Source organism: Pukyongia salina, from assembly GCF_002966125.1.
GTDB lineage: Bacteria > Bacteroidota > Bacteroidia > Flavobacteriales > Flavobacteriaceae > Pukyongia > Pukyongia salina.
The window spans coordinates 2,506,956-2,520,214 of the sequence record NZ_CP027062.1 but is presented as its reverse complement, the minus strand read 5'-3'; the positions used below and the strand labels follow the sequence as shown (position 1 = coordinate 2,520,214).

Sequence of the window (13,259 nt, the reverse complement as noted above, 5' to 3'; positions counted from 1 at the left end):
TTAGATTAGTATATAAAGCTAAGCAATTGAAATTTAATGTATTTACTTTTTTTCATCGGCCCATAAGGCGTATTATTTTTATTTTCTGGTATATGATATAATGCTTTTCGTCATTATCTTCGTATTGATATTCAGGGAATATAAACTTTAGATCTAACCTGTGTTTAACCATCGCATTACCCATGGCAAACTTCATCAAGAATAGTTTAATGACGGCCTGTCTCCAGGAAATTCTGGAAGATGCCAAAGAGGAGATCATCCTTATCTCACCCTCGATCAAACTTCAACCCTGGGTAAAGGAATTACTCTCCGAGAAGGAGCAGGAACAGCGTGTGAAGATAACTTTGGTCTTCGGAAATGATAAAGACAATATTTCACAAAGTTTCAGTAAAGAGGATTTTAAATTTGTATCAGGATTTCCGAATATCGAAATTCGACATGAGCCAAGGCTACGTGCAAATTATTACGCGAACGAAAATAAAGCCTTACTATGTTCTATGCTGCTACATGATATTCAGCCTAATAATAATACCATAGAATTTGGTATCCAAGTAAACCAATCGCTCATGGGTGGTATCACCGGCCATACCGTGGATTCTGAATCCTGGAATTATTTTCAGAATGTGATCGAGAACAGCAACTTACTCTATAGGCGTGTGCCCGAATTTGAAGATAAGATGCTGGGGCTGTCCAAAAAATATATCGACTCTGAAACCGAGATCGATACCCTGAGCAAACTCTTACGTGTTCGGATAAAAAAATAATATCCGGTTTGATAATAAAAAGATAGTGGAGATATACGATCCAATATATCTCACGTTCCATTTTCCTATTGTTTATTTTTTTATCTTTATGTAAACCAACAACTTACAGACATGAAAATCATTTTTACTCTAATTTTATTCTCCCTATCAATGCTAAGTAGCCAGATCCAGGCACAGAGTATCTTCGACTCGGTAAAGCAAACCGCTAAAATGGATGACGAGAGACGAGGTGAAAATTCCGACGATAATGCTCAATACAGCGAAGATGACATGGACAAGTTTAATAAGTGGTGGAATGATAAGATGAAAGACACGGCCGACTTTTTAAACGAACTAGACGAGCCCTACTACCATTGTATGGCTCTAATTTCCTTATACGTTTATCATTATAACGAATTGGAAAAGGAAGCTGAAGCCGCTGAAGATTGCAAACTAAAATACGATCTAAAGGGTATGCAGGCACTTTCTATCTTTGGCGGTACTACCATTATGCATTGTACCGAAGAGATCTATAATTTGAACAATCAAAAGAAAGCCGATCTATTATCTGGTTTTATCAATAAGTTCGTGGAATCTTGCGATGTAGATGGAACATTAAACTGGACAGAATTTGCGACGAAAGCACCTAAAACTTCGTATAGGATAATTAGTGCGCTAGCTGGACCCAATTATTGTACAGGTTTATATACCGATGCCTATACACCCAGGGATCAAATTTTAACCGAACTGCTCGAATATCACTTTCATCCCGGAAGTGTCGCTGATCGTTTATTTACATTAGGCCAGCAAATGGAGGCCTTGGGTTGCGGAGGATAGTTACACTCGGTTGGTATAAGCCGCAAACAAAAAACCCTGCCGTAGCAGGGTTCTTTTATTTATCCGGGTTTCCTTAATTCTCTACACTACCTCATAGGTTAAAGAGAAAAACAGTTTCCCTTAATTACTTCACTTCTTCGAAGTCTACATCCTCTACATCAGCATTCTCACTACCGTTCTGTTGTGCAGTATCTCCTGCATCTCCGGCTGGAGCGCCTTGCTGAGTTTCGGCCTGTGCCTTATAAAGCTCTTCCGAAGCAGTCTTCCAGGCTTCGTTGATCTTCTCCAATGCTGGTTCGATCGTCTCCACCTCTTTGGTTTCGTATGCTTTCTTCAGCTCTTCCAGGGCATCCTCGATAGGCTTCTTCTTATCATCGCTTAGCTTATCGCCAAACTCTTTCAGTTGCTTCTCGGTCTGGAAGATCATGGCATCCGCCTCGTTGATCTTATCAACTTTCTCCTTGGCAGCCTTATCTGCTTCTGCATTTGCTTCAGCTTCAGCTTTCATTTTCTGAATTTCTTCCTCTGTTAGTCCGGAGCTGGCCTCAATACGAATATCCTGAGACTTACCTGTAGCCTTATCGGTTGCACTTACTTTAATGATACCGTTAGCATCTATATCGAAGGTTACTTCAATTTGAGGTACCCCTCTTGGTGCTGGTGGAATCCCATCCAGGTGGAATCTACCAATGGTCTTGTTATCGTTCGCCATTGGGCGCTCACCCTGTAGTACGTGGATCTCAACACTTGGCTGATTGTCGGCCGCTGTACTAAAGATCTGCGATTTCTTGGTAGGGATGGTTGTATTGGCCTCAATAAGTTTGGTCATCACACTTCCCATGGTTTCAATACCTAATGAAAGCGGAGTCACATCCAGTAGCAATACATCCTTTACATCTCCGGTCAATACTCCACCCTGGATCGCAGCTCCTACAGCCACTACCTCATCTGGGTTCACACCTTTACTCGGTGCCTTTCCGAAGAACTTCTCCACCGCTTCCTGAACTGCAGGAATACGAGTAGAACCTCCTACTAGGATAATTTCGTCTATATCGCTCTTCGATAACCCGGCAGCTTTAAGCGCGGTCTCACAAGGAGCAATGGTTCTCTTTACCAGATCATCGATCAGTTGCTCGAACTTCGCACGGCTTAGTGTTTTCACAAGGTGCTTAGGTCCGCTACTGGTCGCAGTTATATATGGTAAGTTGATCTCTGTTTGCGTAGAAGCAGACAATTCGATCTTAGCCTTTTCGGCAGCTTCTTTAAGTCGTTGAAGCGCCATTGGGTCCTTTCTAAGGTCCATGCTCTCCTCTTTCTCAAATTCGTCTGCCAGCCAGTTGATGATCTTCTGGTCCACATCGTCACCACCCAGGTGAGTATCTCCATCGGTTGATAGTACTTCAAATACACCGTCACCCAATTCAAGGATAGATACATCATGAGTACCACCACCAAAGTCGAATACTACGATCTTCTGGTCTGTACTTTTCTTATCCAGTCCGTATGCCAACGCAGCCGCAGTAGGCTCGTTAATGATACGCTCTACCTTCAGACCGGCAATTTCTCCGGCTTCTTTGGTAGCTTGTCTCTGACTGTCATTAAAATAAGCAGGAACAGTGATCACGGCGCGAGATACATCGGTTCCCAGGTAATCTTCGGCGGTCTTCTTCATTTTCTGAAGGATCATCGCACTAAGTTCCTGTGGCGTGTATAGTCGGCCATCAATATCCACACGAGGTGTATCATTGTCACCTTTCACCACTTTATAAGCGGCGCGTTCTGCTTCTTTCTTAGATTCTGAATATTTATTCCCCATGAAACGCTTAATGGAAGCGATGGTTTTGGTAGGGTTGGTTACGGCCTGACGTTTTGCAGGATCCCCAACCTTGATCTCACCATCCTCCACAAATGCGATTACAGAAGGAGTTGTTCTTTTTCCTTCGGCATTAGGGATTACGGTAGGCTCGCTTCCTTCCATTACCGAAACACACGAGTTCGTTGTCCCTAAGTCGATTCCAATTATTTTGCTCATAGCGTTATTGTATAAATTATAATGTTATTTCAGGTTTTAAATCGATAACACTATGACAATCATTGTGCCATCGCCCGGAATATGACACCCTGTCAGTTTGATGGTCTGGGCAATGCCCCTGTAGTGTGCTTCGCTCTGCTACATGGGGCCCGGGCTTTCGCCCATACACGGTATTTGGCTCAATCCCTATTGCAGGTAAATACAGAAATTTTTAACTTTTTACAGGATTATCATTTATAGTTCACAACTCACAAATCACAATTTTTAAAAAACAAATAAGGATCAATGATAAATATTCACCCCATTGGTCATTGGCATTTATTTGAAATTTGATACTTGGAATTTGGAATTTATTTGAAATTTGGTACTTGGCATTTGGAATTTATTTGAAATTTGGTGCTTGTTATTTGATTATTTAGATTCTTCTCACCATTCACCATTCACCATTGTCTCCTAACTATATAAAATTTAGTTCCGGCGTAGCCGGAAAACTTCTCTTCGTTAGTATAGGTGAACAAAAGCTCCGAGATTCAGGAGCGAAGCGACGCGGAGTTTTGGAACCGGTTTCAAAACGCGAAAGCCGTTTTGAAAATACCTTAGAAGAGGCCTCCTTTTTACTCCTTTTTTTGGAGGGGCAAAAAAAGGAAAAGAACAAAGATGATAGTCATTATCTTACTGTTAATTATTCACTACTCACCATTCACCATTCACCACTCACTTCTAACTACTTTTTACTATCTTCGGGCATGCTATCAAACCTCAGGAAAAGCATACTTACTTTTGTGAATGGCCCTAAGGAATACCCTGTACTCGCAGGCATCGCCGCGGGCCTGTATCCGCTACTCAATACCTACGACGCCAATTTCAACCTTATTAATTCCTGGGAACAGTTTGCATTTCATTTTGGTACTTTCGTGCTGCTGCCTGTACTACTATTTCCTCTTGTACTGTGGTCTCTAAAAAAGATCGGTTTATTTCCCAAATTGCATAAATATGCCCTTTCGGTGATGAATTTCTGCGTCTTTGCCGGGCTTATCGTGATCATTACAGAGGGGTCTAAAAAAGAATTCTTCCTCATGGTTGTGCTTGTTGCGGGCTTGCTAGGGGCTTTATTGCATAAACACCTTAAAAAGGTGATCGTACTGCAGTTCATATTGGCGATCACAGTATTATTCACTCTTGTTCCCTTTTTAACCCGTTATATAAATTACGATACCGCCTGGATGGAGCAACCCGATGCCATCGAAGAAGTGACATTTCAGAAACAACCAAATGTATACTTTATCCAACCGGACGGCTACGTGAATTTCGGCAATCTTTCGGAAGCACCGTACAACTACAATAACAGCGATCTCGAGTCATTCCTTTCAGAAAAAAATTTCAAGACCTATGATCACTTCCGAAGCAATTACCCCAATACGGTAACTTCCAACAGTTCGCTGCTAACAATGAAACATCATTATTTCAGCAATCCGCGGAAGACCGGAAAAACCCCTTCAAAATACCGATCGGTGATCACAGGAGATAATGCCGTTGTTTCCATTTTCAATAACAATGGGTACAACACACATTTGCTGCTGGAGACGCCCTACCTGGTGCTCAATCGACCAAAAATGGCATTCGATCATTGTAATATCGGTTATGATGAGATCCCATTATTATCGAGAGGCTTCGACCTAAAAAAGGACCTAGCTGCAGATCTTGAGAAAATACTAGATGATGAAAATTCGGGTAAGCGATTTGTTTTTGTGGAGAAGATCGCACCGGCGCATGTACAGTTCAGGCAGGCGGCCTCCCTGGGCATGGAAAAAGAGCGGGAGTTGTACTTGGAAAGACTGGAGGAAGCCAATGAATGGCTAAAAGAAGTGGTGGGGCTAATCACTGCCCAGGACCCGGAAGCGCTTATCGTTATTGCTGCCGATCACGGTGGCTATGTTGGTTATGAGTACGGTTTCCAGAGTAGAACACGTTCTAATGATAAGGTACTGCTTAATTCGGTGTTCAGTGCTGTGTTGGCGATCAGGTGGCCTAATGGGCAAGCCCCGGAATACGACTCCAAATTCCGTTCAAGCGTAAACCTATTCCGGATACTATTTAGCTACTTGAGTGAAGACTCAAAATACCTGGAGCAACTTCAAAACGATGGCAGCTACCTCGAGATCTATGAAGGAGCCCCTTTCGGGGTTTATAAAGTATTGGATCAACAAGGAGAAGTTGTTTTTGAGGAAATTCAATAAGTTTTTCTACTCACTACTCATAAATCACAAATCACAATTTTCAAATAACAAATAATGATTCAATATTCAATTTTCAAACCTTTGGATATTGGAATTTATTTGAGATTTGGTGCTTGTTATTTGATTATTCAATTTTTGTCACAAGTTCCTCTTGTATAAAATAGGCTTCTATTCACTTCTCACGATATGAAATTTAGTTCCGGCATAGCCGGAAAACTCCTCTTCGTTAGTATAGGTGAACAAAAGCTCCGAGATTCAGGAGCGAAGCGACGCGGAGTTTTGGAACCGGTTTCAAAACGCGAAAGCCGTTTTGAAAATACCTTAGAAGAGGCCTCCTTTTTACTCCTTTTTTTACTCACGTCTCTAATATTAAACTTTTTGGTGTTCGTGAATCTACGATTTGGAGGGGCAAAAAAAGGAAAAGAACAAAGATGATAGTTGCTATCGTTCTATTAACCACTCACCACTCATCATTCTCAAATCACAAATCACAATTTTCAAATAACAAATAATGATCAATATTCAAACCTTTGGTTATTGGAATTTATTTGAGATTTGGTGCTTGTTATTAGTTATTTCTATCATCTAACTACTAACTAAAAAAATTATTAACAACCCATACAACTTTTGGAATATTTCCATATATTTGGAATTATTCCAAGATGTTTATAAATACACATACATATTATAGTCTTCGATATGGCACTTTAGCCATCAAGGAACTGCTCCAACTGGCGCAGGATCACGGTATTAAAACCCTGGCTGTGACCGATATCAATACCACTTCAGCCTGCCTGGACATCGTGCGCGTGGCACCTGAATTCGGGATTCGTCCGGTGGTAGGTGTAGATTTCCGGAACAGTGCCCGGCAACAGTTCATTATGCTGGCAAGAAATAATGAAGGTTTTCTCAATATCAATCGGTACCTGTCGGGTTTCCTTCACAATGATGAAATTATTCCCGATCGCGCCGAAGTATTACCACATACCTATGTGATCTATCCCTTCGGAAGCTATAAAGGAGATAAGCTATTAGAACATGAATATATAGGGGTTCGGAAGGAGGATCTTAACCGACTCAAATTCTCATCCTTGAAAAAGCGGCCGGAGAAGCTGTTGGTATTACAAACTGTTACCTACAACAGCAAAAAGGGTTTTAATACTCACCGGTTGCTAAGAGCCATCGATAATAACACCCTGCTTAGTAAGCTACCTCTTTCGGAGCAAGGCAACGAATACGACCAGCTCTGCTCTGAAGAAAGCCTGAAGGAGGCCTTTGCCGAATTCCCCGAGCTGATACAAAACACAGAGAACCTGCTTGAGTCCTGCCGTATCGAATTCGATTTCACAAAAGAGACCCCCAACAATCAGAATTCGTATACCAACAACGAGGCCCTCGATTACAAGCTGCTGAAAAAACTCACCTACGAAGGCCTGCCTTATCGTTACGAAACCCCTACCGATGCAATCCTGGACCGCATAAAAAAAGAGCTGGATATCATCAAAGAGAAAGGCTTTGTATCCTATTTCCTCATCAACTGGAAGATATTGAAATATGCCCGTAGCAAAGGTTATTTCTACGTAGGTCGCGGTAGTGGTGCCAACAGCATTGTTGCCTACCTGCTGCGCATCACTGATGTAGACCCGATAGAGCTCGATCTGTATTTCGAGCGATTCATCAATCTCTATCGTAAGAATCCGCCCGATTTCGATATCGATTTCTCCTGGGCAGACCGGGATGATATTACCGAGTTCATGTTCAGAAGGTTCAAGAATACTGCCCTGCTAACAGTTTACAACACCTTTAAACACAAAGCTTCCATCCGCGAATTAGGAAAGGTTTTCGGACTTCCGAAGGAAGAACTGGACAAGCTCTCTAAAGGCGAATACGATTTCCGCAGGCTGGATAAACTTTCGCAACTGGTGGTGATGTACAGCAAACGCATACAGGGGTTCCCAAATTACCTGGGGATACATGCAGGTGGTATTCTTATTTCCGAAAAGCCCATCCACTATTATACCGCCACCTTCATGCCCCCAAAGGGATTCCCAACCACCCAGTTCGATATGGTGGTCGCCGAAGATATAGGCCTGTATAAGTTCGATATTTTAAGTCAGCGAGGCCTCGCAAAAATAAAGGATACGGTAGAGATCGTGAAATATAACCAACCCACCCTCCCGCCTATCGATATACACGACATTAAAAGATTTAAGGAAGACGAACGCATTAAGTATATGCTTAGCAATGCAAAAGCTATTGGCTGTTTTTACGTGGAGTCACCAGCCATGAGGATGCTACTTAAAAAACTCCAGGTAGACAACTACCTGGGGTTGGTGGCAGCCAGTTCGGTAATTCGGCCGGGGGTTTCCCAGTCGGGAATGATGCGGGAATACATCCTTCGGTATCGTTTTCCCGAAAGACGAAAAGAAGCCCACCCGGTAATGATGGATATCATGCCCGAAACCTACGGAGTGATGGTTTACCAGGAGGATGTGATCAAGGTAGCGCACTATTTTGGAGGGCTCACCCTGGGAGAAGCCGATATGCTTCGCAGGGGAATGTCCGGGAAGTTTCGCTCCCGGGAAGAGTTCCTTAAAGTGAAAGACCGCTTTTTCGATAATTGTAAGGCTTCCGGAAAACCAGACGATCTCACCAGCGAGATCTGGCGACAGATAGAGAGTTTTGCAGGCTATGCCTTTGCCAAGGGGCACTCGGCCTCCTATGCGGTGGAGAGTTACCAGAGCCTGTTCTTAAAAGCCTATTACCCCCTAGAATATATGGTCGCCACCGTAAATAATGGTGGTGGATTTTACAGACCCGAACTATACGTACACGAAGCCCGTATGCACGGCGCCAGGATCCTGGCACCCTGTGTGAATTACAGTCGGGCGGAAACGGTGATCCAGGGAAAGGACATCTACCTGGGATTTATGTTCCTCCATCAATTGGAAAGCAGAGTGATAAAAAAGATCCTCGAGAAAAGATCGAAAGAAGGTTATTTCATGAGCCTGGACGATTTTCTGGATAGGATCCCGATCTCTATGGAACAGATCTCAATTTTAATAAAGATCGATGCCTTTCGGTTTACAAAAAGAAACAAACGTGAACTTTTATGGGAAGCACATATGAAAATTAACAAGACAACATTCGACGAGAACATTCAAACTCTTTTCAAGACAGAAAAGATTAGTTTTAAAACCCCCGAACTCCCCAGTACACAACTGGAAGAAGCTTTTGATGAGATGGAACTTATAGGGTTTCCCCTGTCCGATCCGTTCAAACTGCTACTGGCTCCATCCCGGAGTAAGATGCGAGCAAAACACCTCCCGGACTACGTGGGAAAGATCATTACCATCGAGGGCTATCTGGTAACGGTGAAGAATACTGCTACCTCGAACGGGAAACGGATGCACTTCGGAACCTTCCTCGACAGAGACGGTGATTTTATAGACACCGTGCATTTTCCTCCGGTCGCAGCACAATACCGCTTTCGCGGAAAAGGCATCTATGGGATCACAGGAAAAGTGATGGAAGAATTCGACTGTATCACAATCGAGGTAACCAAGATGGTACGCTACCCCATTATCGAGGACCCGCGCTATGCAGATAACGACACCCGGGTAAGGGTGCACTCGAAACGGTATAAGAATAAGGCGTAAGAGTCTAGCTTAATTGTCAGTTCGAGTGATCCGCCAAAGGCGGATTGTATCGAGAACCGAATAAAAAAGTGATGAAAGTTTATTTTGTTTACATATTGAAATGTTCCGATGGGACTTTCTATACCGGCTATACCAACGACCTGCTTAAGCGTCTTGGAGAACACACATTAGGGAGATGCCCGGATAATTATACTTATGCCAGAAGGCCATTAAAGCTTGTATTCTATTCAGAATTTACAAACCCCTCCTCGGCAATTGATATTGAGAAACAAATTAATAACTGGTCGCAAGCCAAAAAAACCGCTTTGATAAATGGCCAGTATGATAAACTTCCTAATCTCGCGAAAAAAAGATTCTAATTAACCAACTTATCAAAGCTTAGCTAAGTTAAGATATCGAGAAACCCTCGTCAGTTCGAGTGATCCGCCAAAGGCGGATTGTATCGAGAACTGAGTGATTTTCCGAAGGAAAATCGTATCGAGAACTCGGCCATTTCTGGATACATTCTTATTCGCTTCGCTACTAAGAACACTCGAACTGAGATGAAAAAACAAGAATGATCAACACCCGCAACATAGTCCATATGGACCTCGACACTTTCTTCGTATCCTGTGAGCGCTTACTCGACAGCCGGCTGGAAGGGAAACCCGTACTTATTGGCGGAACCAGCGATCGCGGGGTAGTAGCCTCCTGTAGCTACGAAGCACGCGCGTTCGGGATCCACTCTGCCATGCCTATGCGCCTGGCAAAACAGCTCTGCCCCGAAGCTATCATACTAAGGGGGAATTCGGGTATTTACAGTAAGTTCTCCAATGCCGTGACCGATGTGATCAAAGAGAGTGTCCCTATCTACGAAAAGACTTCCGTAGACGAATTTTATATCGATCTCAGCGGGATGGATAAATTCTTCGGCTGCCATAAACTGGCTTCCGAGATCAGGAAACGCATCATCAAAGAAACCGGACTCCCCATCTCTTTTGGCCTTTCGATCAATAAAACGGTTTCCAAGATCGCAACCGGGGAAGCCAAACCCAACAACCAACTGCATATAGTTCAGGGACATGAAAAGCCATTCCTCTCCCCGCTTTCGGTGAGTAAGATCCCCATGGTTGGTAAGGTAACGTACCGTCAACTCTGCGACCTGGGTATTAAACGTATCCAAACCATACAGGAAATGCCCGTAGAAATGATGTCGAAAGTATTTGGGAAGAACGGCCGGGTGATATGGAAAAAAGCCAACGGTATTGATAATAGCCCGGTGGTACAATACAGTGAACGCAAATCTATTTCCACCGAACGTACCTTCGATCGCGATACCACCGATGTAAAAAAACTGGAAAGTATTATCGTTGCCATGGCCGAAAACCTGATCTACCAGCTACGCCGTGGCAACAAACTCACTGCCTGCGTGACCTTCAAGATCCGCTACTCCGACTTCCAGACATATACTCAGCAAAAGCGAATTCCCTACAGTTCGGCAGACCACAAGATACTTCCTGTAGTTATGGAACTATACAAAAACCTGTACCAGCGAAGGTTATTAGTACGCCTGGTAGGGGTTCGGTTTAGCCACCTGGTAGAAGGCGGCCAGCAGATCGACCTGTTCGAAGACAATGAAAAGATCATCAATCTGTACCAGGCAATGGACCGAATGCGCGAACGCTACGGCGACAGGGCCGTGATAAAAGCGGCAGGCATGGGCGCCAAAAGTATTAGCCGCTGGAATCCCTTTACCGGAGAGCCTCCTCCGCTACTGGCTAACAGAAGACAATAATTTGTGAAAAATGAGGAATAGTCTTCTATATTTGCGGTGTAAATGTAGCCCATGGAAAGTATCAGTGTATTCGATATGCTAAAAATAGGCGTAGGACCCTCCAGTTCACACACTCTGGGACCCTGGCGCGCCGCTGTACGATGGATAGAAGCACTTAAAAAAAGCGGACAATTCTCACAGATAGAAAGCGTACACGTTAATCTTTATGGTTCCCTGTCGTTAACAGGTAAAGGCCACGCCACCGATATAGCTGTAATGATGGGATTACTGGGAACAAACCCTGTAACTTTTCCTATAGAGGATATCGCAACGGAAATTGAAAAGATCAATACCAAAAACACATTACTTCTCAATAATGAGATCCCAATTCCCTTTTTTCCGAAGGAACACATAAAATTCAATCGGAAGTTCCTCGAATTTCACCCAAATGGTATCACCTTCAACGCCATCCTGAAGAACGGCGCAAAAAGATCGGATACCTACTACTCCATCGGTGGAGGATTTGTGGTTCAAAAAGAAAGAGTGCGAAAGAAGATTAAGATGGAGAAATTCAGCCATTTTCCGTTTCCTATCGAAAAAGCGACAGAATTACTCGCTTACTGTTCCGAAGAAAAAAAATCGATTAGCGAGATCGTCTATGAAAATGAAAGATCTCTCCGTTCCGAAGAAGAAATAAAGGAAGGTCTTAAAAATATCTGGGATGTAATGCTGGATTCTATGTACACCGGCTGTCACACCGAAGGAATCTTACCAGGAGGCCTCAATGTGAGGCGAAGATCGTACGAAACACACAAGAACCTCATTGGCGCAACCCAATATTCTAATGCCTACGAATGGATCGATGCGATTAGAAATACCGAAGTTAAATTCAGACAGATCCTGAAATGGGTAAGTTGTTTTGCGCTAGCCGTGAACGAAGTGAACGCTTCCCTCGGGCGAGTTGTCACAGCGCCTACCAACGGGAGTGCGGGAGTGATCCCAGCCGTACTCATGTACTACCTGGTTATTGAAAACCACGACGGGAATCATGACGATATCAACAGATTCCTTATGGTTGCCGGCGAAGTTGGTAGTCTGTTTAAAAAAGGCGCCACAATATCGGCAGCAATGGGTGGTTGCCAAGCGGAAATAGGGGTATCTTCTTCTATGGCAGCGGCAGCACTAACAGAACTAATGGGAGGAACTCCAGAACAGGTTTTAATGGCAGCCGAGATCGCTATGGAACATCATCTGGGACTTACCTGCGACCCAATTGCCGGTTTAGTACAGATCCCTTGTATTGAACGTAACGCCATGGGAGCTATAAAGGCCATAAACGCCTGTGAAATGGCGCTGGATTCAGATCCTGCTCATGCGAAGATCCCTCTCGATAAAGTAATTGCGACTATGTGGGCTACCGCCCAGGATATGACATCCAAATACAAGGAAACCAGTGAAGGTGGCCTGGCTGTACAGGTGAATATTTCCGACTGCTAACCTCTACTCTTCTTTACAACTGCTTCTTCTTCGCGAATCGATAAGGTGAACGATCTTCCAGCCTTCGTCAAATTTCGCCAGCGTAAACGCATTGGCTCCACAATGACTAAACTGCCCGTTATACCAAAACTCGTAAGGGGTCCAAACATGTGCCAGGTTACCATCGATCTGTACTTTATAATCCAGCAGGCGCTCGTCCCAATTCTGGTCTTCAGGCCGGGTGCTTATAGCTTTCAACAGATCACTACCAGTACCATCCTGAATCATGTTCATTCCATCTTTGGTAGCAAAAACAGTTTGGGTAGGGAGATTTTCGGCCATCACCGATCTCATCTTTACGGTGTCACCTTCATGAAATCCCTCGAAAAAAAGATCGATCACACCCCGGGCATTTGCTTCGGTAAAATTATCCTGGGCGGAAATGAAAAAAGAAGAAAGCAACAATGACAAGTATACAAGGAATTTCATAAGAATTGAATTAGATTAAGTATTCCGTTAGAC

Annotated in this window: 9 protein-coding genes; 7 read left to right on the top strand and 2 right to left on the bottom strand. The window is 43.5% G+C overall.

From position 1 onward, the window contains the following. Positions 1 to 182 precede the first annotated feature (182 nt). Together C5O00_RS11385 and C5O00_RS11380 are read left to right on the top strand one after the other, a co-directional pair. Positions 183 to 764, top strand: coding sequence for a phospholipase D-like domain-containing protein (locus C5O00_RS11385; protein WP_105216974.1), 582 nt, complete (start codon positions 183 to 185; stop codon positions 762 to 764). A 111-nt stretch (positions 765 to 875) separates the two neighbouring features. After that, positions 876 to 1,580, top strand: coding sequence for a hypothetical protein (locus C5O00_RS11380; RefSeq protein WP_158676840.1), 705 nt, complete (start codon positions 876 to 878; stop codon positions 1,578 to 1,580). 124 nt (positions 1,581 to 1,704) lie between these two features. Here C5O00_RS11380 and dnaK read toward each other — a convergent pair whose 3' ends face one another. Next, the gene (dnaK, locus tag C5O00_RS11375) at positions 1,705 to 3,612 is read right to left on the bottom strand and encodes a molecular chaperone DnaK (RefSeq protein WP_105216972.1); all 1,908 of its coding nucleotides are present in this window, start codon (positions 3,610 to 3,612) and stop codon (positions 1,705 to 1,707) included. A gap of 446 nt (positions 3,613 to 4,058) precedes the next feature. Here dnaK and C5O00_RS11370 point away from each other — a divergent pair, with 446 nt between their 5' ends. The 5 genes from C5O00_RS11370 to C5O00_RS11345 all read left to right on the top strand — a co-directional run bounded on the left by C5O00_RS11370 (position 4,059) and on the right by C5O00_RS11345 (position 12,758). Then, entirely contained in the window at positions 4,059 to 5,849 is a 1,791-nt protein-coding gene (locus tag C5O00_RS11370; RefSeq protein WP_105216971.1) for a sulfatase-like hydrolase/transferase, read from the top strand. A 662-nt stretch (positions 5,850 to 6,511) separates the two neighbouring features. Next, positions 6,512 to 9,508, top strand: coding sequence for a DNA polymerase III subunit alpha (locus C5O00_RS11360; RefSeq protein ID WP_105216969.1), 2,997 nt, complete (start codon positions 6,512 to 6,514; stop codon positions 9,506 to 9,508). A gap of 71 nt (positions 9,509 to 9,579) precedes the next feature. Then, a complete protein-coding gene (locus C5O00_RS11355; RefSeq protein ID WP_105216968.1) occupies positions 9,580 to 9,867 on the top strand; it encodes a GIY-YIG nuclease family protein in 288 nt (95 codons plus the stop codon). Positions 9,868 to 10,064: 197 nt separating this feature from the next. Then, a complete protein-coding gene (gene dinB, locus C5O00_RS11350) occupies positions 10,065 to 11,282 on the top strand; it encodes a DNA polymerase IV (RefSeq protein ID WP_105216967.1) in 1,218 nt (405 codons plus the stop codon). Between the two features lie 51 nt (positions 11,283 to 11,333). Continuing rightward, a complete protein-coding gene (locus C5O00_RS11345) occupies positions 11,334 to 12,758 on the top strand; it encodes an L-serine ammonia-lyase (protein WP_105216966.1) in 1,425 nt (474 codons plus the stop codon). 3 nt (positions 12,759 to 12,761) lie between these two features. Here C5O00_RS11345 and C5O00_RS11340 read toward each other — a convergent pair whose 3' ends face one another. Beyond that, on the bottom strand, positions 12,762 to 13,226 hold the full coding sequence (locus C5O00_RS11340; RefSeq protein ID WP_105216965.1) for a nuclear transport factor 2 family protein: 465 nt from the start codon (positions 13,224 to 13,226) through the stop codon (positions 12,762 to 12,764). Positions 13,227 to 13,259 lie beyond the last annotated feature (33 nt).